Below are 24,844 nucleotides of genomic sequence, written 5' to 3' on the forward strand. Positions count from 1 at the left end.
CGAAATCCCTGGTATCTATATCGTTAAACAGAAATGAAAAACCCCGGAGCAAGCTCCAGGGTTTGAGTTACAGACAAACGCTTCAACAGCAGTGGCTTACTTATCGCCCAACTGTTCTGACATGGTGTTGCCCGGGTTTGGCGTACGCGGTTCATCAACCGGACGCGGCGCACGCGGGGTGCCATTGTTGTCAGAATTATTGGAAGCGCCTGGGTCTTCCCAGCCCGCTGGCGGACGCACTTCACGGCGCGCCATCAGGTCGTCAATCTGCGGTGCATCGATGGTCTCATATTTCATGAGCGCATCTTTCATCGAATGCAGGATGTCCATATTGTCGGTCAGGATCTGGCGTGCACGTGCGTAGTTACGCTCTACCAGAGATTTTACTTCCTGATCGATGATACGAGCCGTCTCATCGGACATATGTTTCGCTTTAGCCACAGAACGGCCCAGGAATACTTCGCCCTCTTCCTCTGCATACAGCAGCGGACCGAGTTTGTCGGAGAAGCCCCACTGCGTCACCATGTTACGCGCCAGGTTTGTCGCAACTTTAATGTCGTTGGACGCACCGGTAGAAACATGTTCCACACCGTAGATAATCTCTTCTGCCAGACGACCGCCGTACAGGGTCGAAATCTGGCTTTCCAGCTTCTGACGGCTGGCGCTGATCGCGTCGCCTTCAGGCAGGAAGAAAGTCACACCCAGCGCACGACCGCGCGGAATAATCGTCACTTTATGCACCGGATCGTGTTCCGGCACGAGGCGACCGATAATCGCGTGACCCGCTTCGTGGTATGCCGTGGACTCTTTCTGCGCTTCCGTCATCACCATGGAGCGACGTTCCGCGCCCATCATGATTTTGTCTTTCGCTTTCTCAAACTCCACCATAGATACGACGCGCTTGTTACCGCGAGCGGCAAACAGAGCAGCTTCGTTGACCAGGTTCGCCAGGTCCGCACCGGAGAAGCCAGGAGTACCGCGCGCAATGATTGCCGCGTCGATATCTGGCGCCAGCGGTACGCGACGCATGTGAACTTTCAGAATCTGTTCACGACCGCGAACGTCCGGCAGACCCACAACAACCTGACGGTCGAAACGGCCTGGACGCAGCAGCGCAGGGTCAAGTACGTCCGGACGGTTAGTCGCCGCGATAACGATGATACCTTCGTTACCTTCGAAGCCGTCCATCTCAACCAGCATCTGGTTCAGCGTCTGTTCACGTTCATCATGACCACCGCCCAGGCCTGCGCCACGCTGGCGGCCCACGGCGTCGATTTCATCGATGAAGATAATGCACGGTGCTGCCTTCTTGGCCTGCTCGAACATGTCACGCACACGAGATGCACCGACACCCACAAACATTTCGACGAAGTCAGAACCTGAAATAGTAAAGAACGGCACCTTCGCTTCACCTGCGATGGCTTTCGCCAGCAGGGTTTTACCGGTACCCGGAGGGCCAACCATCAGCACGCCTTTCGGGATCTTACCGCCCAGCTTCTGGAAACGGCTCGGTTCACGCAGGTATTCAACCAGTTCACCCACCTCTTCTTTCGCTTCGTCACAACCGGCGACGTCAGCGAAAGTAGTCTTGATCTGGTCTTCCGTCAGCATACGCGCCTTGCTCTTACCGAACGACATGGCACCTTTGCCACCGCCGCCCTGCATCTGGCGCATAAAGAAGATCCAGACGCCAATAAGAAGCAGCATCGGGAACCAGGAAATGAAGATAGAAGCCAGCAGGCTTGGTTCTTCTGGCGGTTCACCTACCACCTTGACGTTTTTGGTCAGAAGGTTATCAAGCAGCTTAGGATCGTTGACCGGGATGTAAGTCGTGTAACGGTTACTATCTTTCTTGGTAACGTTGATCTCACGTCCGTTGATACGCGCTTCGCGAACCTGGTCCTGATTGACCTCCTGCAGGAAGGTAGAATAATCCACCTTGCGGCCATTCGACTCGCTGGGCCCAAAGCTCTGGAATACTGACATCAGCACAACGGCAATGACCAGCCAGAGTATTAGGTTTTTCGCCATGTCACTCAAGGGATTAACCTCATATTACAACTGTGTTAAAAACAGCGTCAGGATACTCTATATCCAGTTTCATTCAAACTTTCGCCTGAAATCTACCGGTTATCATTTTCGCCCGGTCGCTACAATATACACTTCTCGGGAACGGGCCCGGGAAGAGTCCGGCTTACGAACTTTAACCTTCGCAAACAGGGAGCGAATTTCCTTAAGATACTCCTCGAAACCTTCGCCCTGAAACACCTTCACAACAAAACTACCACCAGGCGCTAGTACATCACGACACATTTCTAACGCTAGCTCCACCAGATACATGGCGCGGGGGATATCCACCGCCGGTGTTCCGCACATATTTGGTGCCATATCTGACATGACAACCTGGACCTTACTCTCACCTACACGATCAAGTAACGCTTTCAGCACTAATTCATCACGAAAGTCGCCCTGAAGGAAGTCGACACCGACGATGGGATCCATTGGTAAAAGATCGCACGCGATGATTCGGCCCGTTCCGCCGATCTGCGTTACCGCATACTGGGACCATCCGCCAGGTGCCGCACCGAGGTCAACAACCGTCATCCCCGGCTTAAAAAGTTTGTCACTTTGCTGTATTTCATCAAGTTTAAACCAGGCACGGGAACGCAACCCCTTTTTCTGTGCCTGTTGAACATATTTATCGCTAAAGTGTTCCTGAAGCCAGCGGCTGGAGCTGGCAGAACGCTTTTTACCTGTCATTTAACATTTCCGTCCTGGTTCATCGTTACCTGCCTGTGACGTAAATTTCTACGCAGCTATTTGGCGATATAAGGGAGATGGCGGTAGAATGAACCGTTTTCAATCCCAACGTAAGCAAAAATATACGATGAATCTGAGTACTAAACAAAAACAGCACCTTAAAGGTCTGGCACATCCGCTCAAGCCTGTAGTGATGCTTGGCAACAATGGTTTGACCGAAGGGGTGCTTGCCGAGATTGAACAAGCGCTGGAACACCACGAGCTGATCAAGGTGAAAATCGCCTCTGAAGACAGAGACACTAAAAACCTGATCGTGGAAGCCATCGTGCGCGAAACCGGCGCCTGTAATGTACAGGTCATCGGTAAAACGCTGGTGCTCTACCGCCCATCTAAAGAGCGTAAAATCTCGCTGCCACGCTAAGGATATCCTGAATCAAACACATTTTCTGTGTGAAACGAGGGATTTCTGTCAGCAGGCGAGCAAAATGCCATGCTCCTTGAGTTGATAAAAGGCCGCTATGCGGCCTTTTTCTTTTCTTTACAATGTATCAACATCTTAGTAGAGAAGCGAATTACAGGTATTCAACCTTGATAATTTCGTATTCCACTTCACCGCCAGGGGTGCGGATGGTGACAACATCGTCCTGCTCTTTGCCAATCAGGCCGCGAGCAATCGGAGAGTTCACTGAAATCAGGTTCTGTTTGAAGTCAGCTTCATCATCACCCACGATGCGATAGGTCTGCTCTTCGTCGTTGTCCAGGTTCAGCACGGTAACGGTAGAACCAAAGATCACACGCCCGTTGTTAGGCATTTTGGTGATATCAATAACCTGTGCATTGGACAGTTTTGCTTCGATATCTTTAATACGCCCTTCACAGAAGCCCTGCTGCTCACGCGCGGCGTGGTATTCAGCGTTCTCTTTCAGGTCGCCATGCTCGCGCGCATCCGCGATAGCGGCGATGATTTCAGGGCGACGCACGGATTTCAGAAAATCCAGCTCTTCGCGCAGTTTTTCGGCACCACGTAAGGTCATCGGAATAGCTTGCATTTGTTATACCTCTTAAACATTCCTGTTGGGAGCAGTGTTCCCTGCTCCTGCCCCCCTAAGCGGGCAAGAAGCAAAAAGAAAACCGACCCGGGAGCAATGCCCCAGGTCAGCAGCAATTTTTCAGTTTGATACGCATTTTACCGCGAAGTTCACTATGGGTCATCGTTTACTTTGCAGTGCCATGCACCGTAGTATGACGGTTTGTTTTCGGGTTGTTAGCGCGAGATTATGCGATTTTCCAGATTTATCATCGGATTGACTACCAGTATAACGTTCACCGCCCAGGCCGCGAATGTTGATGAGTACATTAATCAGCTCCCCGCAGGCGCGAACCTCGCCCTGATGGTGCAGAAGGTTGGCGCACAGGCTCCCGAGATTGACTATCACAGTCAACAGATGGCGCTGCCTGCCAGTACCCAAAAGGTGATCACCGCCCTCGCCGCCCTGCTCCAGCTCGGCCCTGATTTCCGTTTTACGACCACACTCGAGACCAAAGGTAACGTCGAGGGTGGCGCACTGAAAGGCGATCTTATCGCCCGTTTTGGCGGCGATCCGACCTTTAAGCGCCAGGATATCCGCAATATGGTTGCGGTACTGAAAAAATCTGGCGTGCAGAAAATTGATGGCAATGTGCTGATCGACACATCCATCTTTGCCAGCCACGATAAAGCCCCAGGCTGGCCGTGGAACGACATGACACAATGTTTTAGCGCCCCGCCCGCCGCAGCAATCGTTGACCGTAACTGCTTCTCGGTTTCGCTTTACAGCGCGCCAAAGCCGGATGATTTAGCGTTTATCCGTATAGCGTCCTACTACCCGGTCACCATGTTCAGCCAGGTCCGCACGCTGGCGAAAGGCTCCCCGGATGCGCAATATTGTGAGCTGGACGTCGTGCCAGGGGATCTTAACCGCTTCACGCTTACCGGCTGCCTGACGCAGCGCGCCGATCCGCTGCCGCTGGCCTTTGCGATACAGGATGGTGCAAGCTATGCGGGTGCCATTTTGAAAGATGAACTGAAACAAGCGGGCATAACCTACACCGGCACGCTGCTTCGCCAGACGCAGGTCAACCAGCCCGGCACGGTCATCGCCAGCAAACAGTCTCCGCCGCTGCACGATTTACTGCGAATCATGCTGAAAAAGTCTGACAACATGATTGCCGACACCGTGTTCCGCATGATTGGCCACGCGCGTTTCGGCGTGCCGGGCACCTGGCGCGCGGGTTCAGACGCCGTTCGTCAGATCCTGCGCCAGCAGGCCGGGATCGAGCTGGGCAATACCATCGCCGTCGATGGCTCCGGATTATCGCGTCATAATTTGATCTCGCCGGCCACGATGATGCAGGTGCTTCAGTACATTGCACAGCATGACACTGAGCTAAACTTTATTTCAATGCTGCCGCTGGCCGGGCATGACGGTTCGCTGCAGTATCGCGCCGGGCTTCACGCTGCCGGCGTGGATGGCAAAGTATCCGCTAAGACAGGCTCGCTGCAGGGGGTTTACAACCTTGCAGGCTTTATCACTACGGCCAGCGGACAACGCATGGCATTCGTGCAGTATCTTTCCGGCTATGCCGTCGAACCGGCCGACCAGCGCAATCGTCGTATTCCGCTTGTTCGCTTCGAAAGCAGGCTCTATAAGGACATCTACCAGAATAACTAGCGATGAAACTACTTATAGTTGAAGACGATCTGTTATTGCAGGAAGGGCTGGCGCTGGGGCTGGCCAATGAAGGCTATGCTCTCGACTGCGCTGGCACCGCAGCGGAGGCGGACTCTCTGATCCAGAGCGGGGAATACAGCCTGGTGATCCTCGATTTGGGCTTGCCAGATAAAGACGGCGCCACGCTGCTCAGTCAGTGGCGACGTCGCGGTATCGCCAACCCGGTATTGATCCTGACGGCACGCGATGCCATTGAGGATCGTATCACCGGCCTCGACGCAGGCGCAGATGATTACCTGGTGAAGCCTTTTGCGCTTGCGGAGCTGCAGGCTCGGGTACGAGCGTTGATTCGCCGTTATCTGGGCCATAGTGATAACTTACTGACCGACGGCGATATTACGCTGAATTTGCAAACCCAGCAGGTACTGCGCCGTGACCAGGCTGTAGAGGTGACGCCAAAAGAGTTCGCTTTGCTTACGCGTCTGATCATGCGCAGCGGGCAAACGGTGCACAGAGAAACGCTTCAGCAGGATATCTACTCCTGGCAGGACGACCCGGGGTCAAATACCCTTGAAGTTCACATTCACAACCTGCGTCGCAAGCTCGGCAAGGACAGAATCAAAACCGTCCGTGGCGTTGGCTATCGCCTTGAGAGCCAGAAATGAACAGCATGCGTCGGCGTTTGATGGTGCTGCTGGCGGTTATTCTCTTATTTTTCCAGCTGATAAGCGTCATCTGGCTGTGGCATGAAAGCCGTGAGCAGATTGGTTTTCTGGTGAATGAAACGCTGTCGGCAAAAGCCCGCAATAACCATGTCGAAAAAGAGATCCGCGAGGCGATTGCTTCCCTTCTCGTACCTTCTTTGGTGATGGTCGGTTTCACACTCCTGTTTTCATTCTGGGCGGTCACCTGGATAACCCGACCGCTGAATAAACTGCGTGACAGCCTGGCTAACCGTTCGGCGGATAACTTAACTCCGCTTCCTATGTATTCCGACATGGAAGAAATAGGTGCGGTTACAACCTCCCTGAACCAGCTGCTCGCCCGGCTGGACAATACTATTCAGCAGGAGCGTCTCTTCACCGCTGACGCCGCACACGAGCTTCGAACGCCCCTTGCCGGTATCCGGCTTCATCTGGAGCTTATGGCGCAGTCAGGCGCACCACAGGCCGCGACGTTAATTAGCCGTATCGATCAGCTCATGCATACCGTTGAGCAGCTGCTGATGCTGGCCCGTGCCGGACAGGCAATGGCCAGCGGACACTACGAAACCGTGAGCTGGACTGAAAATATCATTGAACCTCTCGGCCTGGGCCATGAAGCCAAAGAGCATACGGTGATTTGGCCCGCTAAAAGCGCGCTCACGGTTCAGGGAGACGCCGTGCTCCTGCGTCTGATGCTGCGCAACCTGTTGGAGAATGCCGGGCGCTACAGCCCGGCAGGGACAACGATTACAGTGACATTAACCGGGGTCGACGGGGGAACGCAGATTAGCGTGATCGATCAGGGGCCCGGTATTGATGAAGCGCACCGACAGTCAATTACCGAGCCATTCCGCCGTCTTGACCAGCGCTACGGAGGCAGCGGTCTGGGCCTGAGTATCGTGCAGCGCATCGTGCAACTCCACCACGGCAGGTTGACGCTTGAGAATGGCTCTGAAGGTGGTTTGATCGCCAGCTGCTGGCTGCCCGCAACGCTGGAATAAAAAAAAGCCCCCATAATGGGGGCTTTGGACAGATATTAGTGCTTGTAGATGAACTCGACGCCTTCTTCGTCGTCTTCATCCCAGTCATCGTCCCAGTCTTCATCATCGTCTTCCGCTTCCAGCTCTTCGAGCTGCTGACGGTGGTAGTCATCCCACATGAATTCGACTTTTTCAGGCTGTTTCGCTTCTTCCGCCTGAACAATTGGGTTCTCAATGATGAAGGTCATCACATCCCAGCACAGATCTTTCACGCCAACCTGGCTTGCCGCAGAGATCAGGTAGTATTTATCTTCCCAACCCATTGCTTCAGCAATCGCTTTCGCTTTCGCTTCCGCTTCCGCTTCCGCTTTGTCCATCAGGTCGATCTTGTTGAAGACCAGCCAGCGTGGTTTATTCGCCAGTTTTTCGCTGTATTTTTCCAGCTCACCGATGATGATGCGGGCGTTTTCAACCGGATCGGAACCGTCGATAGGATCGATATCGATAAGGTGCAGCAGCACGCGGCAACGCTCAAGGTGTTTCAGGAAGCGAATACCCAGACCCGCGCCTTCCGCAGCGCCTTCAATCAGACCCGGAATATCGGCAACCACAAAGCTCTTTTCATTATCCATACGGACAACGCCCAGGCTTGGTACCAGCGTGGTAAACGGATAGTCCGCCACTTTTGGTTTCGCCGCAGAAACGGCGCGAATGAACGTCGATTTACCGGCGTTTGGCATACCCAGCATGCCCACGTCTGCCAGAAGCATCAGCTCCAGCTGCAGATCGCGCTTATCACCCGGCGTACCCATCGTTTTCTGACGCGGTGTACGGTTAACGGAGGATTTGAAACGGCTGTTACCCAGACCGTGCCAGCCGCCTTTCGCCACCATCAGGCGCTGACCGTGTTTGGTCATGTCACCCATGGTTTCACCGGTTCCCTGGTCAATCACACGCGTACCGACCGGAACTTTAATGGTGACGTCTTTACCGCGTTTCCCGGTACAGTCACGGCTCTGGCCGTTCTGGCCACGTTCAGCACGGAAGGATTTTTCGAAACGGTAGTCGATCAGCGTGTTGAGGTTCTCATCCGCCTCCAGCCACACGTCACCACCATCCCCGCCGTCGCCGCCGTCAGGACCGCCACGTGGGATATACTTTTCACGGCGGAAGCTCACGCAACCATTGCCGCCATCACCAGCCACGACCAGGATCGTCGCTTCATCAACAAACTTCATTTTACTCTCCGTAACTCATTCGCCTGAGCGGGGGACTACTACAACCGCTTCATTTTTGCGCCAACGTCCCCAAAGACGATGACCAATGGCGGAATACATCGCGCCCGCAACCACGACAAACGCACCGAGATAGCCCAACAGGTTGAGCATCGGTCTGACGAAGACATCGGGCCAGGCCATTGATAACAAATCTGAAAATAACAGCGTAAACAGCGGAGTAAGCGTAATTAACGCGCTCACCTGTGCTGCCTGCCAGCGCGCCATCGCTTCGGCCAGCGCGCCATAACCGACCAGCGTGTTCAGCCCACAAAAAATGAGGCACGCCAGTTGCCAGTCGCTAAGCTGGGAAATCACACCCGGCTTTGCTAATGGCAGCAATGCTACTGTACACAAAGTGTACAGTAAAAAGAGGATCTGCTGTGAGGCAAGACGACGCAATAACACCTTTTGTGCGACGCCATAGCTCACCCAGACCGTTGCTGCCCCCACACCAAAAATTACACCCCATGTGTAATCCGTCAGGCGGGTGAAAATCTCTATCAGACTGGTGTTGAAGAACATCACCAGACCGCACAGCAGCATGCTCGCCCCGATAATCTGCGTACCACGCATCTTTTCCTTGAGGATAAAGACGCTGGTGACCATCATGCCCACCGGTGAAAGCTGACCTATCACCTGCGACGCCGTGGGGCTGAGATATTGCAGGGAAGAGCTGAACAGGATGAAGTTACCGAACAGACCGCCCGTCGCGATAGCCAGCAATACCAGCCAACGCGGTTTGCGGAAAAGCCGCAAGGGTGGAAGCTTACCTTTGATAGCCAGAATGGCCCCGAGGCCGATGCTTGCCATCAGAAAGCGATAAAAGACCACCGTAGGCGGCTCCATCACTTCCAGAACCTGCTTCATTGCAATTGGCAGCGCACCCCAGCACATTGCGGTAGTGAGCGCCAAAAGAATACCAATGCCGGCCTGCTGCTTCATGCCCGTTTTCCCTACAGAAAAAATTACCGGGTTTCCAATGTAAAAAGCCCCGCAACAGGTTGCGGGGCTTTAATCCGTTACCGGACCGAGAAAACCTTACTCAGCAACGATGCTGATGTATTTACGGTTGTTCGGGCCTTTAACTTCAAATTTCACTTTACCGTCTGCTTTAGCAAACAGAGTGTGGTCACGACCGCAACCTACGTTGTTGCCAGCGTGGAATTTGGTACCACGTTGACGAACGATGATGCTACCCGCCAGAACGGATTCGCCACCGAAACGCTTAACGCCAAGACGTTTAGCTTCTGAATCGCGACCGTTACGTGTGGAGCCGCCAGCCTTTTTATGTGCCATTTAAATCTCTCCTCAGGTCTTAGGCGCTGATGCCAGTAATTTTCACATCAGTGAACCACTGACGGTGGCCCTGCTGCTTACGGTAGTGCTTACGACGACGAAACTTAACGATTTTAACTTTCTCGCCACGACCGTGTGCAACAACTTCAGCTTTGATAACGCCGCCATCAACGAAAGGAACGCCGATTTTGACTTCTTCACCGTTTGCGATCATCAGAACTTCTGCGAACTCAACAGATTCGCCAGTTGCGATGTCCAGCTTTTCCAGGCGAACGGTCTGACCTTCGCTTACTCGGTGTTGTTTACCACCACTTTGGAAAACCGCGTACATATAAACTCCGCTTCCGCGCACATCCTCGTATGAATCAGAGTGCGCTATAAATATTCACAATAGGGCGCGAATATTACGCAAAACGCGAGCCTTTGACAAGTGCTACCGTCAATACATGAAGAAAAAAAACACAACACGTACGGTAACGTTTATCTGTGCCGTTTTTTCAGTACAATCAGCACTACTATTGATAAACCGAAACCCTTCGTTACCCCATTGAAGATGGGATCAACAGGATAAAAAGCCCGGCTTTTGCGATGAATTTAGAAAAAATCAACGAGTTAACCGCGCAAGATATGGCGGGTGTGAATGCAGCAATCCTGGAGCAACTCAACTCTGACGTTCAGCTGATCAATCAGTTGGGCTATTACATCGTCAGCGGCGGCGGTAAACGCATTCGTCCGATGATTGCTATTCTGGCTGCCAGAGCCGTTGGCTATCAGGGAAATGCTCACATCACTATCGCAGCGCTCATCGAATTTATTCACACGGCGACGCTTCTGCATGACGATGTTGTGGATGAATCGGATATGCGTCGTGGCAAAGCCACGGCAAACGCCGCTTTCGGGAACGCAGCCAGCGTCCTGGTGGGGGATTTTATCTATACCCGCGCCTTCCAGATGATGACCAGCCTGGGCTCTCTTAAGGTGCTGGAAGTCATGTCCGAAGCCGTGAACGTTATTGCTGAAGGCGAAGTGCTGCAGCTGATGAACGTCAACGACCCTGACATCACCGAAGAAAACTACATGCGCGTCATCTACAGCAAAACCGCGCGCCTGTTTGAAGCGGCGGCCCAGTGCTCCGGCATTCTGGCTGACTGTACCGAAGCACAGGAAAAAGGCCTGCAGGACTATGGCCGCTACCTGGGCACAGCCTTCCAGTTGATTGACGATCTGCTGGACTATAGTGCGGACGGCGAGACGCTCGGCAAAAACGTGGGCGATGATCTGAACGAAGGCAAACCAACCCTGCCGCTGCTGCATGCTATGCGCAACGGAACAGCCGACCAGGCGAAAATGATCCGTGAAGCGATTGAGCAGGGAAATGGCCGCCATCTTCTGGAACCTGTCCTGGAAACCATGGCTATCTGCGGATCGCTGGAATGGACGCGTCAGCGTGCGGAAGAAGAAGCCGACAAAGCCATCGAAGCGCTTCAGGTCATTCCAGACAGCCCATGGCGCGATGCACTGATTGGTCTTGCTCACATCGCCGTTCAGCGCGACCGTTAATCCCCTTGTTTCTCCCCGCAGCGATAGCGGGGAGATTCCAGTACACACCTGTAAATTCCGTGTTCATGTAAATTCATCGGTTTAGAGACCGCATGAATAAAGCCGTGTCTTATTCTGAATATCCCTTCAAGTAACGCGAACTTTTTAGAACAAGAAGTTGAAATGGGTATAGTAACCGCGTCGTTTCAGAAGAAACGGCGTAGGTGAATCCGAACTTAAGGACGGCGTTATGGATACGAAATTTATCGACTGGCACACGGCTGATATTATTGCCGCACTGCGCAAAAGAGGCACTTCACTGGCAGCAGAGTCCCGCCGCCATGGACTGAGTTCTTCAACTCTGGCAAACGCCCTCACCCGCCCCTGGCCCAAGGGAGAGTTAATTATCGCGACGGCGCTGGATACGCATCCGTGGGTAATTTGGCCTTCGCGCTACCACGATCCCATTACCCATGAATTTATCGACAGATCGCGCATGATTCGCCAGAGAAAGGTAAAAAGAGAACCGCAGGAATAACGCGTTTTTGACAGGAACAGCAACCCCCCGGTCATTGCTGGCAGGGGGCTGCCGGAACGATTACTCGCCCTTCACACGCTCGATGTTGGCACCCAGCGCGCGCAGTTTATCTTCGATACGCTCATAACCACGATCGATGTGATAGATACGGTCCACGATGGTTGTACCTTCCGCGATACAACCCGCCAGCACCAGGCTTGCAGACGCACGCAGATCGGTTGCCATCACCTGAGCACCTGACAGTTTCTCAACACCGTGGCAGATCACGGTATTACTTTCGATCTCAGCATGCGCGCCCATACGGATCAGCTCCGGTACGTGCATAAAGCGGTTCTCGAAAATGGTTTCTGTGATGAAGCCAGTACCTTCGGCAACCAGGTTCAACAGGGTGAACTGTGCCTGCATGTCCGTAGGGAACGCCGGATGCGGCGCCGTACGCACATTGACCGCTTTTGGACGCTGGCCGTGCATATCGAGGCTGATCCAGTCTTCGCCGATTTCGATATCCGCACCCGCATCGCGCAGTTTCGCCAGCACCGCATCCAGGGTATCTGGCTGCGCGTTGCGGCAAACAATCTTCCCGCCAGAAATCGCCGCAGCGACCAGGAAGGTCCCGGTTTCGATACGGTCCGGCAGTACGCGATAGACACCGCCGCCCAGACGCTCAACGCCTTCGATGGTGATACGGTCGGTGCCCTGACCGGAAATCTTCGCCCCCAGCGCCACGAGGAAGTTGGCGGTATCCACAATCTCCGGTTCGCGCGCGGCGTTTTCGATGATGGTAGTACCTTCTGCCAGCGTCGCCGCAGACATAATGGTGACAGTTGCGCCCACGCTCACTTTGTCCATGACGATGTGCGCGCCTTTCAGACGACCATTAACGGACGCTTTAACGTAACCTTCTTCCAGCTTGATCTCGGCGCCCAGTTTTTCCAGACCAAAGATGTGCAGGTCAACCGGACGCGCACCGATAGCGCAGCCGCCCGGCAGAGAGACCTGACCCTGACCAAAACGCGCTACCAGCGGGCCAAGCGCCCAGATGGATGCACGCATGGTTTTCACCAGATCGTAAGGGGCTGAGAAGTTGTTCACCTTGCTGGCGTCGATCCAGACGGAACCGTTACGCTCAACTTTCGTGCCCAGCTGGGTGAGCAGCTTCATGGTGGTGTCGATATCTTTCAGCTTCGGTACGTTCTGAATTTCTACCGGCTCTTCAGCCAGCAGCGCAGCAAAGAGGATTGGCAGCGCGGCGTTTTTAGCGCCAGAAATTGTGACTTCGCCCTGGAGACGCGTTGGCCCCTGTACACGAAATTTATCCATTGTGTGCTCTCTTATAAATTCAACCGTGCTGCGGGCCTGTCGCCCTCAGCTCAAAAACCGTTTAGTTTGCGATCGCGTGCCCACTCTTGCGGGGTGAACGCTTTAATCGACAGGGCGTGGATGCGGTTATCCGCAATATATTCCATCAGCGGCGCGTACACAGCCTGCTGTTTCTTCACGCGGCTCATACCGTCGAACATCTCACCCACAGCAATAACCTGGAAGTGACTGCCATCGCCAGTGACGTGGGCTTCCTGAAGGGAGAGTGCATTCATCAGCACTGTCTGGATTTCATGATTTTCCATGGGCTCTTAATCATCTGATAGTGAAAACAAGCCCAACATCTTAGAGCAAAGTGGCGTTGTCTTAAACAAGCAAAAAGCCCCGACGATGAAACAGTCAGGGCTTTCGGAAGTAACGCACTGAAAATATTAACGAGGCAGTACGTCCTGAGGGAGATTGTAGAGCTGCGCAAGGGTCACGACATTATCGCTCGCGCCGTGAAGCGTGACGCTTGTCCCCTGCTTTTTCCCCACGGCAATCAGATGGGCAAGCAGCGCAACACCTGCCGTATCTACCCGCGTGACGTCTGCCAAATCGATAAGCGTCACGCCCTGCATCGCTTCGTGGCGTTTGTCCCACAGTGGGTTCAGCAGATCCTGATCCAGTTCACCGGACAGCTTTAATGTCTCGCCTTCACGCGACCAGCTGAGTTGCTGTGACATTACTTCTTCTCGTCCAGCGTGATTTTCTGACGAGCAATGGACTGCAGCTGAGCGGTCAGGCCATCAATGCCTTTGGTGCGCAGCAGATCGCTCCATTCGTTCTGTTTGGTGGTGATCATGCTTACGCCTTCGGCGATCATGTCATACGCCTGCCAGTGACCGGTCTGGCTGTTTTTACGCCACTGGAAATCCAGACGAACCGGCGGACGACCGTTAGGATCGTTGATCGTCACACGGATAGGGACGATGGTCGCATCGCCCAGCGGCTGCTCGGGCGCAATCTGATAGGTCTGACCGTGGTACATCGCCAGCGCCTGGCCATAGGCCTGTTTAAGGTATTCACGGAACGCGGCAAAGTAGGCCTCACGCTGCGCAGGAGTCGCGTCTTTGTAATAGCGGCCCAGCACCAGCGCACCCGCATATTTGATCTGCACGTACGGCAGCAGCTCCTGGTCAACCACGTCACGCAGGTAATCAGGATTAGAACGAATCTTAGGCTGTTCGTTTTTAAGACGGTCGAAGGTCTTTTTCGCCGCTTCGTCCATCAGTTTGTACGGGTTACTCTGATCCGCAGCGTGGGCGGCGGTTAGAGGGGCGATGACCAGCATGGCAACCATTAACAGTCGTTTAAACATGAATGACTTCTCCTGATATTAATTCGCAGCACCTGGCGTCGGTGCGACGTCGGTATGATCTTCGCTCTGCGCTGGGGCAGCGTCGGATTTTTTCTCATCCCCTTTACTGCTGTAAAGGAACTGACCAATCATATCCTCCAGCACCATCGCGGATTTCGTATCCTGAATGACGCTACCGTCTTTAAGGATAGTCGTTCCCAGCTCGGGGTCTTCAAAGCCGACGTTAAGCGCCAGATATTGTTCGCCCAGCAGGCCGGAAGTGCGGATAGAAAGGGAGCTGGTGTCCGGGATATGGTTGTAACGCTCTTCGATATCCATCGCGACGCGTGGCAGATAGGTTTTCTCATCAAGCGTAATGTCAGATACGCGTCCGATCACCACGCCGCCGATGCGAACCGGTGAACGCGCCTTCAGCCCGCCGATGTTATCGAAGGTGGCGTAGATGCGATACGTCGGCTCGGTGCGCACAGACGTGATATCCGCCGCTCTCAGGCAGATAAACAGCGCGGCCAGCAGCGCCAGCAGCAGGAATACACCGACCCAAATTTCATTTTTTCTCGTTTGCATGAACTCAATTCCCAAACATCAGTGCGGTGAGCACAAAATCCAGACCCAGTACGGCCAGCGACGAATGTACGACTGTACGTGTTGTTGCGCGGCTAATGCCCGCCGACGTCGGGATGGCATCGTATCCATTGAACAATGCAATCCAGGTGACCGTAATGGCAAATACCACGCTTTTAATCAGGCAGTTAACCAGATCCATCCGCAGGTCGATGGCGTCCTGCATCGCGGACCAGAAGAAACCGGCATCAATGCCTTTCCAGTGCACGCCAACCAGCGAACCGCCCCAGATACCCACGGCGACAAACAGAATAGTCAGTAACGGTAAAGAGATCACCCCAGCCCAGAAACGCGGCGAGATCACGCGACGCAGCGGATCGACCGCCATCATCTCCATGCTGGAGAGCTGCTCGGTCGCACGCATCAGGCCAATTTCAGCCGTTAATGCCGACCCCGCGCGCCCGGCGAACAGCAGCGCCGCCACAACCGGCCCCAGCTCGCGCAGCAGCGAGAGCGCCACCAGCATCCCAAGGCTGGTTTCCGCACTGTAGGTTGTCAGAACAAGATAGCCCTGTAGCCCAAGCACCATACCGATAAACAGACCGGAGACAATGATGATGAGCATCGACAGCACGCCGACATTATAAAGCTGCCGCACCAGCAGCGGTGCGTGCTTGCGGAATTCCGGCTTGCCGACCAGCGCGTTGAATAACATCAATCCGGCACGCCCGAACGTCCTGATGGTTTTTATGCCACGGTGTCCGAGAGCGGCCAACGCATTTAACAGCATGAGTGGCTTAACTCCCTATTCCCAGTAAATCGTCACGATAGTCGCCTGCCGGGTGGCGGAACGGCACGGGGCCATCGGCAATACCGTCGAGGAACTGCCGCACGCGCGGATCGCAATTTTCCTGCAGCGCCTGAGCGCTGCCGTGTGCGACGATCTTTTTGTCCGCCACGATATAGGCGTAATCGGCAATGCTCAATACTTCCGGTACGTCGTGAGATACCACAATGCAGGTGACGCCAAGCGCGCTGTTCAGTTCAGAGATGAGCTTAACAAGCACGCCCATCGTGATGGGATCCTGTCCAACAAACGGTTCGTCGAACATGATTAAATCAGGTTCTAATGCAATGGCTCGCGCCAGCGCGGCACGGCGCGCCATCCCGCCGGACAGCTCCGAAGGCATCAGCTTCGCGGCGCCCCGCAAACCGACGGCTTCGAGCTTCATCATCACCGTGCTTTTCAGCAGTTCAGGCGGCAGGCTGGTATGCTCGCGCAGCGGATAGGCCACGTTATCAAAGACATTCATGTCGGTGAACAAGGCTCCCGACTGAAAGAGCATGCTCATGCGTTTGCGGACAGTATACAGACGCGAGCGTGACATCTCCGGGATGTTTTCGCCATCGAAGAGGATTTCACCGCGATCGGGTGGGATTTGCCCACCAATGAGGCGCAGCAGGGTCGTTTTACCGATCCCGGACGGCCCCATGATGGCAGTGATCTTGCCACGTGGTACGGTCAATGAAATATCATCAAATATCAATCTGTTGGCGCGAGAAAAACTCACGCCGCGAACATCGACTAAATTCGCCATCGTTTGGCTCATTTATGGTTCCTTTATTACCCTGCTCACGTTAAGGCATGCCGCCTGAATCAGCCCTCAACTCTGCATTTTTACAGAATAATAGCCGTTGAGGTTAGCGAAAGCTGGCATTTGTTTTACTTTTCCGGCGCATAAAGTCAAAATTAGGAATTCGTTACGCCTCAGACTGTATGCAGTCCAGCCATTCCCGTGCGATGGACCGACGAGTATACCTGAAGAAAGGACTTTTGATGCTTTTAGCAACAGCACTGTTAATAATTGGTTTACTTTTGGTGGTCTACAGTGCTGACCGTTTAGTGTTTGCTGCATCTATCCTGTGTCGCCTGACGGGCGTACCGCCTGTCGTCATCGGGATGACCGTTGTCAGTGTGGGAACGTCACTTCCTGAAATCATCGTCTCTGTCTCGGCATCGCTGCATGGTCAGTTAGACCTGGCAGTAGGTACCGCGATTGGCTCCAACATCGTTAATATACTCTTGATTTTAGGCCTGGCCGCACTGCTCCATCCATTTCGCGTGCATTCTGATGTTCTGCGCCGCGAATTGCCGCTAATGTTAATCGTAAGCCTGCTGGCAGGCTGCGTATTTTACGATGGTGTGCTGAGCTACAGTGACGGCATTTTCCTGCTGGCGCTTGCCGTTATTTGGCTGCTGTATAGTGTTAAAATCGCCCGTCTGGCTGAGAAGCAGGGTCAGGATAGCCTCACGCGGGAGCAGGTCGCCGAACTGCCGCGAGAAGGCACGCTGCCTGTTGCCCTGCTCTGGCTTGGCGTTGCGCTGATCATCATGCCGATGGCAACGCGCATGGTCGTGGATAACGCGACGGTGCTGGCGAACTATTTCGCCATCAGTGAACTTACCATTGGTCTGACGGTGATTGCCATCGGTACCAGCCTGCCGGAGCTGGCCACGGCCATTGCGGGGGCTCGTAAAGGTGAGGATGACATTGCCATAGGTAATATCATCGGTTCCAACATATTTAATATCGCTATTGTGATGGGCCTTCCGGCCCTGATTACGCCAGGGCCCTTTAATCCCCTGGCGTTCTCACGTGACTACGGCGTGATGTTATTGGTCAGCGTGATATTTGCCCTGCTCTGCTGGCGGCGGCAACGACAGATCGGCAAAGGCGCAGGCGCGCTGCTGACGGGTGGATTTATCGTATGGATGGCGATGCTGTACTGGCTCTCGCCTCTTCTCTCTGGGTAAACGGAAACGCATTATGTCGCAAATAGAATTGCAGCCGGGTTTTGACTTTCAGAAAGCAGGCAAAGAGGTTCTGGAGATTGAACGTGAAGGTCTGGCGCAGTTAGATCAGTACATTAATCAGGATTTTAGTCTGGCATGTGAGAAGATGTTCTACTGTGCCGGCAAAGTCGTGGTGATGGGGATGGGTAAGTCCGGCCACATTGGACGCAAAATGGCGGCAACGTTTGCCAGCACCGGAACCTCTTCCTTCTTTGTACATCCGGGGGAAGCCGCGCACGGTGACCTGGGTATGGTCACGCCGCAGGATATCGTCATCGCGCTGTCCAACTCCGGGGAGTCCAATGAAATTCTGGCGCTGATCCCGGTACTGAAGCGACTGCAGGTGCCGCTTATTTGCATGACCAGCCGTCCGGAAAGCAGCATGGCGCGGGCGGCGGATATTCACCTGTGCGTGAAAGTGCCCAAGGAGGCCTGTCCGCTCGGCCTGGCGCCGACGTCCAGCACCACGGCCGCGCTGGTCATGGGTGATGCGCTTGCCGTCGCGCTGCTCGAAGCCCGCGGTTTTACGCCGGAGGATTTCGCACTTTCCCACCCCGGCGGCGCGCTGGGGCGCAAGCTTCTGCTTCGGGTTAACGATATTATGCACACCGGAGATGAGATCCCTCACGTCAGTAAAGAAGCCTCCCTGCGTGATGCGCTGCTGGAAATCACCCGTAAGAATCTGGGTATGACGGTCGTGTGCGACGGTCTGATGAAAATTCAGGGGATCTTCACCGATGGCGACCTGCGTCGCGTGTTCGACATGGGTGTAGATGTCCGCACGCTCGGCATTGCCGACGTGATGACGCCGGGCGGTATCCGCGTCCGTCCGGGTACGCTGGCGGTGGATGTGCTGAACCTGATGCAGTCCCGTCACATTACCTCAGTGATGGTTGCCGATGGCGACCAGTTGCTGGGTGTGGTACATATGCATGATCTGCTGCGCGCAGGCGTAGTGTAATGAAGGATAAGACAATGAGTAATGCGGGTGCATCCCTTGCAACCTGTTATGGACCGGTCAGCACCCAGATGATGGCGAAGGCGGAAAACATTCGTCTGCTCATCCTGGACGTGGATGGCGTACTTTCCGATGGCCTGATTTACATGGGCAACAATGGTGAAGAGCTGAAAGCGTTTAACGTTCGCGACGGCTACGGTATCCGCTGTGCGCTCACCTCGGGTATTGAGGTGGCTATCATCACCGGGCGAAAAGCTAAACTGGTAGAAGACCGCTGTGAAACCTTAGGAATTACCCATCTGTATCAGGGTCAATCCGATAAGATGGCAGCGTTTAAGGATTTACTGGGTAAACTGGCTATCGCACCGGAAAACGTGGCCTACGTCGGAGACGATCTGATTGACTGGCCCGTGATGGCTGAAGTCGGGCTGAGCATCGCCGTTGCCGATGCGCATCCGCTGCTGATCCCGCGCGCTGATTATGTCACCCACATCAACGGGGGCCGTGGTGCCGTACGTGAAGTCTGCGATCTGCTCCTGCTGGCGCAGGGCAAGCTTGATGAGGCCAAAGGGCAATCGATATGAGTAAAACCAGACGCTGGATTATCATTTTGCTTTCGCTTGTCGCACTGGTCTTGATTGGCGTGAACCTTGCCGATCGCGACGATACGCAAACGGAAGTGGTCAACAATAACGATCCAACCTATAAAAGCGATCACAGCGACACCGTGGTCTACAGCCCGGAAGGCGCGCTGAACTATCGCCTGATTGCCCAGCATGTTGAATATTTTTCAGATGACGGTATTTCGTGGTTTACCCAGCCTGTCATGACCACATTTGATAAGGACAAAGTGCCGACGTGGTCAATTAAGTCAGATCGGGCAAAACTGACAAATGACCGTATGCTTTATCTGTATGGTCACGTTGAAGTCAACGCCCTGACCGCTGACTCGCAACTGAGAAAAATTACGACGGATAATGCCCAGATTAACCTGGTAACCCAGGACGTGACCTCGCAGGATCTGGTCACACTGTATGGCACAACATTTAATTCCAGCGGTTTGAGAATGCGCGGGAACTTACGCAGCAAGAACGCCGAGCTGATTGAAAAGGTTAGAACCTCCTATGAAATTCAAAACAAACAAACTCAGCCTTAAAGTAATTATCGCCAGCGCGATGCTGGCGACCAGTCTCCCCGCGCTTGCTGTAACGGGCGATACCGACCAACCGATCCATATCGAGTCTGATACCCAGTCTCTCGATATGCAGGGCAACGTCGTCACCTTCACGGGTAACGTCGTCATGACTCAGGGCACCATCAAAATTAACGCCGACAAAGTGGTCGTGACCCGTCCGGGTGGCGAGCAGGGCAAAGAGATCATTGATGGTTACGGCAACCCGGCAACCTTCTACCAGATGCAGGACAACGGCAAGCCGGTGAAAGGTCACGCCTCGCATATGCACTACGAGCTGGCGAAGGACCTGGTCATCCTGACCGGAAATGCGTATCTGGAACAGCTGGACAGCAACATTACCGGCGACCAGATCACCTATCTGGTGAAAGAGCAAAAAATGCAGGCTTCCAGCGAGAAAGGCAAACGCGTCACGACCGTACTGGTTCCGTCGCAGCTGCAGGACAAAGGCAAAGGCCAGGCCCCGGCACAGAAGAAGAGTAACTAATTCGTTATGGCAACATTAACTGCAAAAAATCTCGCGAAGGCCTACAAGGGCCGCCGTGTCGTAGAAGATGTCAGTCTGACCGTCAACTCCGGCGAAATTGTAGGGCTGCTTGGCCCTAACGGTGCGGGTAAAACCACCACCTTCTACATGGTCGTTGGCATTGTGCCGCGCGATGCCGGCAACATTATCATTGACGATGAAGACATCAGTCTTCTGCCGCTGCACGCGCGCGCGCGTCGCGGGATCGGCTACCTGCCGCAGGAAGCCTCCATTTTCCGTCGTCTTAGCGTTTACGATAACCTGATGGCGGTCCTGCAAATTCGTAACGATCTGACCAGCGAGCAGCGTCAGGATCGTGCCAACGAGCTGATGGAAGAGTTCCACATTGAGCATCTGCGCGACAGCCTCGGTCAGGCACTCTCCGGGGGTGAACGCCGTCGCGTTGAGATTGCGCGTGCGCTGGCTGCAAACCCGAAATTTATCCTTCTGGATGAACCCTTTGCCGGCGTTGACCCGATCTCGGTTATCGATATTAAACGTATCATTGAACACCTGCGTGACAGCGGGCTTGGCGTACTGATCACCGACCACAACGTCCGTGAAACGCTGGCCGTGTGTGAACGCGCGTATATAGTGAGCCAGGGCAATCTGATCGCCCACGGTACGCCGCAGCAGATCCTCGAAGACGATCATGTTAAGCGCGTCTATCTTGGGGAAGACTTCAGACTCTGATAGGGTAGAGGTAACGTAACGCCGAACCGGAGAAAAATGCTCTGAACATGAAGCAAGGTTTGCAATTAAGGCTCAGCCAACAACTGGCGATGACGCCGCAGCTACAGCAGGCAATTCGCCTGTTGCAGCTGTCCACGTTAGAACTTCAGCAGGAGCTCCAGCAGGCGCTGGACAGCAACCCCCTGCTGGAACAAACCGATCTTCATGACGAGGTAGATACTCAGCAGTCACAGGATACAGAAGCGCTCGACACCGCGGATGCACTCGAACAAAAAGAGATGCCCGACGAGCTACCGCTGGATGCCAGCTGGGATGAAATCTACACCGCCGGAACCCCTTCCGGTACGCGTGCAGACTACCAGGATGATGAGCTACCGGTCTACCAGGGTGAGACCACCCAGTCGCTGCAGGATTACCTGATGTGGCAGGTGGAACTCACCCCCTTCTCCGATACCGACCGTGCGATTGCCACCTCAATTGTCGATGCCGTTGACGACACCGGCTATTTGACCGTCACGCTGGACGATATTCTGGAAAGCATGGGCGACGAAGAGATTGAGCTTGAGGAAGTCGAAGCCGTTCTGAAGCGCATCCAGCGTTTCGATCCGGTAGGCGTGGCCGCAAAAGATCTGCGCGACTGCCTGCTGATCCAGCTTTCTCAGTTCAGCAAAGAGACGCCATGGATCGACGAGGCGCGCTTAATCATCAGCGATCATCTGGATCTGTTGGCCAACCACGATTTCCGCAGCCTGATGCGCGTCACGCGGCTGAAGGAAGAGGTGCTGAAAGAAGCGGTGAATCTGATCCAGTCGCTCGATCCGCGCCCGGGACAGTCGATCCAGACCAGCGAGCCCGAGTACGTCATCCCGGACGTGCTGGTCAGAAAACACAATGACCGCTGGGTCGTTGAACTGAACTCAGACAGCATCCCTCGCCTGCAAATCAACCAGCAGTATGCCTCCATGTGCACCAGCGCGCGTAACGACTCCGACAATCAATATATTCGCAGCAATCTTCAGGAAGCGCGATGGCTGATCAAAAGTCTGGAGAGCCGAAATGATACGCTGCTACGCGTCAGCCGCTGTATTGTTGAACAGCAGCAGGCGTTCTTTGAGCAGGGCGAAGAGTATATGAAACCGATGGTACTGGCGGATATCGCCCAGGCCGTCGAGATGCATGAATCAACCATTTCCCGTGTCACCACGCAGAAGTATCTGCACAGTCCACGCGGTATTTTTGAGCTTAAGTATTTCTTCTCCAGCCATGTGAATACCGAGGGCGGCGGCGAAGCGTCGTCAACGGCCATTCGTGCCCTGGTGAAGAAGTTGATCGCCGCGGAGAACCCCGCGAAGCCACTAAGCGACAGTAAGTTAACCACCATGCTGTCCGATCAGGGTATTATGGTGGCACGTCGTACTGTTGCGAAGTATCGAGAGTCTTTATCCATTCCGCCGTCCAACCAGCGTAAACAGCTGGTCTGACACAACCGATAAGGAAGACACTATGCAGCTCAACATCACTGGACAAAACGTCGAAATTACTGAGGCTTTACGCGACTTCGTGAACGCGAAGTTTGCAAAACTCGAGCAGTATTTCGAAAGGATCAATCAGGTCTATATTGTGTTGAAAGTGGAGAAAGTGACTCATATCTCGGATGCCACCCTGCATGTTAACGGGGGTGAACTGCATGCCAGTGCGGAAGGGCAAGACATGTACGCTGCTATCGACGGCTTGATTGATAAGCTTGCACGACAGCTCAATAAACATAAAGATAAACTGAAACAACACTAATTGTCCGGGCAGTTAACGGGTGCAGGACGGCCTGTTGTGAAACACAACAGGCCATTTGTACAGTTAGCGCTTAGGTGAAATTATGATGAACAACGATTCCGCTCTTCAACTGAGCAATGTCCTTAACCAGGAATGTACCCGCAGTGCGGTTCACTGCCAGAGCAAAAAACGTGCGCTGGAGATCATCAGTGAACTGGCTGCCAAACAGCTGGGCCTGCCGCCGCAGGTGGTGTTCGAAGCGATTCTGACCCGTGAAAAAATGGGCAGTACCGGTATCGGCAACGGCATCGCGATCCCGCACGGCAAACTGGAAGAGGATACCCTGCGTGCCGTTGGTGTGTTTGTGCAGCTTGAAACACCCATCGCTTTCGATGCCATTGATAACCAGCCCGTCGATCTCCTCTTCGCGCTGCTGGTGCCCGCTGACCAGACAAAAACCCATCTGCATACGCTGTCGCTGGTCGCAAAACGTCTGGCCGATAAAACCATTTGCCGTCGACTGCGCTCGGCCCAAAGTGATGAAGAGCTCTATCAAATTATCACTGAAGCAGAAGGCAATCAGGATGATGCATAACCAGGAGATGGCCTTCACATCTGTTGTCCTGAGGAGAAACGGAACATGGTGCTGATGATTGTCAGTGGCCGTTCAGGGTCCGGGAAATCCGTTGCTCTGCGCGCCCTGGAAGACATGGGTTTTTACTGCGTCGATAACCTGCCGGTCGTGTTATTGCCCGACCTGGCCCGCACGCTGGCGGAGAGACAAACCTCTGCCGCCGTCAGTATCGACGTTCGCAACATGCCTGAATCGCCAGAGATCTTCGAACAGGCCATGAGCAACCTGCCTGACGCGTTCTCGCCTCAGCTGCTGTTCCTTGATGCAGACCGCAATACGCTGATCCGCCGCTACAGCGATACCCGTCGCTTGCACCCGCTATCCAGCAAGAACCTCTCTCTGGAGAGCGCTATCGATGAAGAGAGCGACCTGCTGGAACCGCTGCGTTCCCGTGCCGACCTGATTGTCGACACCTCTGAGATGTCCGTTCACGAGCTGGCGGAAATGCTGCGTACCCGGCTGTTGGGTAAACGCGAGCGCGAATTGACGATGGTGTTCGAATCCTTCGGCTTTAAGCACGGTATTCCAATCGATGCGGATTACGTTTTCGACGTGCGCTTCCTGCCGAACCCGCACTGGGATCCGAAGCTGCGTCCAATGACCGGTCTGGATAAGCCGGTGGCGGCGTTCCTCGACCGGCACACAGAAGTACACAATTTTATCTACCAGACGCGAAGCTACCTTGAGCTATGGTTACCTATGCTGGAGACAAACAATCGTAGCTACCTGACGGTGGCGATTGGCTGTACCGGCGGTAAACATCGTTCGGTTTATATCGCCGAACAGCTGGCCGACTATTTCCGCTCGCGCGGGAAGAACGTTCAGTCCCGTCATCGCACGCTGGAAAAACGTAAAACATGACCGTAAAACAAACCGTTGAGATCACCAATAAGCTGGGTATGCATGCACGCCCGGCGATGAAGCTGTTCGAGCTGATGCAGGGTTTCGATGCAGAGGTTCTGCTGCGGAATGACGAAGGTACCGAAGCGGAAGCGAACAGCGTGATTGCGCTGCTGATGCTGGATTCCGCCAAAGGGCGCCAGATTGAGGTTGAAGCCACCGGTCCTCAGGAAGAGGAAGCTCTGGCGGCGGTGATTGCCCTGTTTAACGCAGGGTTCGACGAAGATTAAGGTCTGCTATTCAGGCGGGTAGCGCTGCGCTTACCCGC

The 24,844-nt window shown here is 54.2% G+C and carries 31 protein-coding genes; 17 read left to right on the top strand and 14 right to left on the bottom strand.

What is annotated here, in order from left to right; genetic code table 11:
* Positions 1–96: 96 nt before the first annotated feature.
* Together ftsH and rlmE are read right to left on the bottom strand one after the other, a co-directional pair.
* Positions 97–2,031 carry an ATP-dependent zinc metalloprotease FtsH gene (gene ftsH / locus ACMWLG_RS13800; protein ID WP_029739626.1) on the bottom strand — a complete coding sequence of 645 codons (1,935 nt, stop codon included), beginning with the start codon at positions 2,029–2,031 and terminating at the stop codon, positions 97–99.
* Between the two features lie 102 nt (positions 2,032–2,133).
* The gene (gene rlmE / locus ACMWLG_RS13805; protein WP_032642352.1) at positions 2,134–2,760 is read right to left on the bottom strand and encodes a 23S rRNA (uridine(2552)-2'-O)-methyltransferase RlmE; all 627 of its coding nucleotides are present in this window, start codon (positions 2,758–2,760) and stop codon (positions 2,134–2,136) included.
* Positions 2,761–2,887: 127 nt separating this feature from the next.
* Here rlmE and yhbY point away from each other — a divergent pair, with 127 nt between their 5' ends.
* On the top strand, positions 2,888–3,181 hold the full coding sequence (yhbY, locus tag ACMWLG_RS13810; RefSeq protein ID WP_003861814.1) for a ribosome assembly RNA-binding protein YhbY: 294 nt from the start codon (positions 2,888–2,890) through the stop codon (positions 3,179–3,181).
* A 151-nt stretch (positions 3,182–3,332) separates the two neighbouring features.
* On the opposite strand, the gene greA is transcribed toward yhbY, so the two are convergent.
* Entirely contained in the window at positions 3,333–3,809 is a 477-nt protein-coding gene (gene greA, locus ACMWLG_RS13815) for a transcription elongation factor GreA (RefSeq protein ID WP_014171793.1), read from the bottom strand.
* Positions 3,810–4,037: 228 nt separating this feature from the next.
* On the opposite strand from greA, the gene dacB reads away from it, so the two are divergent.
* Genes dacB through pmrB form a run of 3 tightly spaced genes read left to right on the top strand, consistent with a single transcriptional unit; the run spans position 4,038 to position 7,176 of the window.
* Positions 4,038–5,471, top strand: coding sequence for a serine-type D-Ala-D-Ala carboxypeptidase (gene dacB, locus ACMWLG_RS13820; protein WP_045403530.1), 1,434 nt, complete (start codon positions 4,038–4,040; stop codon positions 5,469–5,471).
* A 2-nt stretch (positions 5,472–5,473) separates the two neighbouring features.
* Positions 5,474–6,136: a two-component system response regulator PmrA gene (gene pmrA, locus ACMWLG_RS13825; protein WP_023309343.1), complete on the top strand. Its 663-nt coding sequence runs from the start codon at positions 5,474–5,476 to the stop codon at positions 6,134–6,136.
* Complete coding sequence (gene pmrB / locus ACMWLG_RS13830) at positions 6,133–7,176, top strand: two-component system sensor histidine kinase PmrB (protein WP_045403533.1); 1,044 nt, start codon at positions 6,133–6,135, stop codon at positions 7,174–7,176. The genes pmrA and pmrB overlap by 4 nt, the downstream gene beginning before the upstream one ends.
* Before the next feature lie 35 nt (positions 7,177–7,211).
* Here pmrB and cgtA read toward each other — a convergent pair whose 3' ends face one another.
* The 4 genes from cgtA to rplU all read right to left on the bottom strand — a co-directional run bounded on the left by cgtA (position 7,212) and on the right by rplU (position 10,059).
* A complete protein-coding gene (cgtA, locus tag ACMWLG_RS13835) occupies positions 7,212–8,393 on the bottom strand; it encodes an Obg family GTPase CgtA (protein WP_414762993.1) in 1,182 nt (393 codons plus the stop codon).
* Positions 8,394–8,408: 15 nt separating this feature from the next.
* On the bottom strand, positions 8,409–9,374 hold the full coding sequence (locus tag ACMWLG_RS13840) for a DMT family transporter (RefSeq protein WP_045620136.1): 966 nt from the start codon (positions 9,372–9,374) through the stop codon (positions 8,409–8,411).
* 96 nt (positions 9,375–9,470) lie between these two features.
* Positions 9,471–9,728 carry a 50S ribosomal protein L27 gene (rpmA, locus tag ACMWLG_RS13845; protein WP_004385076.1) on the bottom strand — a complete coding sequence of 86 codons (258 nt, stop codon included), beginning with the start codon at positions 9,726–9,728 and terminating at the stop codon, positions 9,471–9,473.
* A gap of 19 nt (positions 9,729–9,747) precedes the next feature.
* The gene (gene rplU, locus ACMWLG_RS13850; protein WP_003025032.1) at positions 9,748–10,059 is read right to left on the bottom strand and encodes a 50S ribosomal protein L21; all 312 of its coding nucleotides are present in this window, start codon (positions 10,057–10,059) and stop codon (positions 9,748–9,750) included.
* A gap of 257 nt (positions 10,060–10,316) precedes the next feature.
* On the opposite strand from rplU, the gene ispB reads away from it, so the two are divergent.
* Positions 10,317–11,288: an octaprenyl diphosphate synthase gene (gene ispB, locus ACMWLG_RS13855; RefSeq protein ID WP_045355402.1), complete on the top strand. Its 972-nt coding sequence runs from the start codon at positions 10,317–10,319 to the stop codon at positions 11,286–11,288.
* A gap of 229 nt (positions 11,289–11,517) precedes the next feature.
* Positions 11,518–11,805 carry a DNA-binding transcriptional regulator SfsB gene (sfsB, locus tag ACMWLG_RS13860; RefSeq protein WP_023309348.1) on the top strand — a complete coding sequence of 96 codons (288 nt, stop codon included), beginning with the start codon at positions 11,518–11,520 and terminating at the stop codon, positions 11,803–11,805.
* Between the two features lie 60 nt (positions 11,806–11,865).
* On the opposite strand, the gene murA is transcribed toward sfsB, so the two are convergent.
* The 7 genes from murA to mlaF form a co-directional block, all read right to left on the bottom strand.
* Positions 11,866–13,125 carry a UDP-N-acetylglucosamine 1-carboxyvinyltransferase gene (murA, locus tag ACMWLG_RS13865; RefSeq protein WP_023309349.1) on the bottom strand — a complete coding sequence of 420 codons (1,260 nt, stop codon included), beginning with the start codon at positions 13,123–13,125 and terminating at the stop codon, positions 11,866–11,868.
* 50 nt (positions 13,126–13,175) lie between these two features.
* Positions 13,176–13,430 (bottom strand): BolA family iron metabolism protein IbaG, encoded by a 255-nt coding sequence (gene ibaG / locus ACMWLG_RS13870; protein WP_008501458.1) that lies wholly within the window; start codon positions 13,428–13,430, stop codon positions 13,176–13,178.
* 126 nt (positions 13,431–13,556) lie between these two features.
* Entirely contained in the window at positions 13,557–13,850 is a 294-nt protein-coding gene (mlaB, locus tag ACMWLG_RS13875) for a lipid asymmetry maintenance protein MlaB (protein WP_045403540.1), read from the bottom strand.
* Complete coding sequence (gene mlaC / locus ACMWLG_RS13880) at positions 13,850–14,485, bottom strand: phospholipid-binding protein MlaC (RefSeq protein WP_045403542.1); 636 nt, start codon at positions 14,483–14,485, stop codon at positions 13,850–13,852. The genes mlaB and mlaC overlap by 1 nt, the downstream gene beginning before the upstream one ends.
* Before the next feature lie 18 nt (positions 14,486–14,503).
* Positions 14,504–15,052, bottom strand: a complete 549-nt coding sequence (mlaD, locus tag ACMWLG_RS13885) for an outer membrane lipid asymmetry maintenance protein MlaD (RefSeq protein ID WP_023309352.1) — start codon at positions 15,050–15,052, stop codon at positions 14,504–14,506.
* 4 nt (positions 15,053–15,056) lie between these two features.
* Positions 15,057–15,839: a lipid asymmetry maintenance ABC transporter permease subunit MlaE gene (gene mlaE, locus ACMWLG_RS13890; protein ID WP_010436044.1), complete on the bottom strand. Its 783-nt coding sequence runs from the start codon at positions 15,837–15,839 to the stop codon at positions 15,057–15,059.
* A 7-nt stretch (positions 15,840–15,846) separates the two neighbouring features.
* Positions 15,847–16,659, bottom strand: a complete 813-nt coding sequence (mlaF, locus tag ACMWLG_RS13895; RefSeq protein WP_045403544.1) for a phospholipid ABC transporter ATP-binding protein MlaF — start codon at positions 16,657–16,659, stop codon at positions 15,847–15,849.
* Positions 16,660–16,886: 227 nt separating this feature from the next.
* Between mlaF and ACMWLG_RS13900 the strand changes: the two genes are divergently transcribed.
* From ACMWLG_RS13900 to npr, 11 genes are all read left to right on the top strand, one after another.
* On the top strand, positions 16,887–17,864 hold the full coding sequence (locus tag ACMWLG_RS13900) for a calcium/sodium antiporter (protein ID WP_023309354.1): 978 nt from the start codon (positions 16,887–16,889) through the stop codon (positions 17,862–17,864).
* A 13-nt stretch (positions 17,865–17,877) separates the two neighbouring features.
* A complete protein-coding gene (gene kdsD, locus ACMWLG_RS13905; protein ID WP_023309355.1) occupies positions 17,878–18,864 on the top strand; it encodes an arabinose-5-phosphate isomerase KdsD in 987 nt (328 codons plus the stop codon).
* Positions 18,865–18,878: 14 nt separating this feature from the next.
* The gene (kdsC, locus tag ACMWLG_RS13910) at positions 18,879–19,445 is read left to right on the top strand and encodes a 3-deoxy-manno-octulosonate-8-phosphatase KdsC (RefSeq protein ID WP_023309356.1); all 567 of its coding nucleotides are present in this window, start codon (positions 18,879–18,881) and stop codon (positions 19,443–19,445) included.
* Positions 19,442–20,017, top strand: coding sequence for an LPS export ABC transporter periplasmic protein LptC (gene lptC, locus ACMWLG_RS13915; RefSeq protein WP_023309357.1), 576 nt, complete (start codon positions 19,442–19,444; stop codon positions 20,015–20,017). Before kdsC ends, lptC begins: the two co-directional genes overlap by 4 nt.
* Positions 19,986–20,540: a lipopolysaccharide ABC transporter substrate-binding protein LptA gene (gene lptA, locus ACMWLG_RS13920; RefSeq protein WP_023309358.1), complete on the top strand. Its 555-nt coding sequence runs from the start codon at positions 19,986–19,988 to the stop codon at positions 20,538–20,540. The genes lptC and lptA overlap by 32 nt, the downstream gene beginning before the upstream one ends.
* 6 nt (positions 20,541–20,546) lie before the next feature.
* On the top strand, positions 20,547–21,272 hold the full coding sequence (lptB, locus tag ACMWLG_RS13925) for an LPS export ABC transporter ATP-binding protein (RefSeq protein WP_023309359.1): 726 nt from the start codon (positions 20,547–20,549) through the stop codon (positions 21,270–21,272).
* Between the two features lie 47 nt (positions 21,273–21,319).
* Entirely contained in the window at positions 21,320–22,753 is a 1,434-nt protein-coding gene (rpoN, locus tag ACMWLG_RS13930) for an RNA polymerase factor sigma-54 (protein ID WP_045403547.1), read from the top strand.
* Positions 22,754–22,775: 22 nt separating this feature from the next.
* Positions 22,776–23,063: a ribosome hibernation promoting factor gene (hpf, locus tag ACMWLG_RS13935; protein WP_008501444.1), complete on the top strand. Its 288-nt coding sequence runs from the start codon at positions 22,776–22,778 to the stop codon at positions 23,061–23,063.
* A gap of 82 nt (positions 23,064–23,145) precedes the next feature.
* Positions 23,146–23,637: a PTS IIA-like nitrogen regulatory protein PtsN gene (ptsN, locus tag ACMWLG_RS13940; RefSeq protein WP_008501443.1), complete on the top strand. Its 492-nt coding sequence runs from the start codon at positions 23,146–23,148 to the stop codon at positions 23,635–23,637.
* A 45-nt stretch (positions 23,638–23,682) separates the two neighbouring features.
* Positions 23,683–24,537, top strand: a complete 855-nt coding sequence (gene rapZ / locus ACMWLG_RS13945; RefSeq protein WP_014885397.1) for an RNase adapter RapZ — start codon at positions 23,683–23,685, stop codon at positions 24,535–24,537.
* Positions 24,534–24,806 (top strand): PTS phosphocarrier protein NPr, encoded by a 273-nt coding sequence (gene npr, locus ACMWLG_RS13950; RefSeq protein ID WP_003861872.1) that lies wholly within the window; start codon positions 24,534–24,536, stop codon positions 24,804–24,806. Before rapZ ends, npr begins: the two co-directional genes overlap by 4 nt.
* Positions 24,807–24,844: the final 38 nt, after the last annotated feature.

It is taken from the genome of Enterobacter sp. 01-M-02-SI-ECC, assembly GCF_047530595.1.
GTDB lineage: Bacteria > Pseudomonadota > Gammaproteobacteria > Enterobacterales > Enterobacteriaceae > Enterobacter > Enterobacter cloacae_M.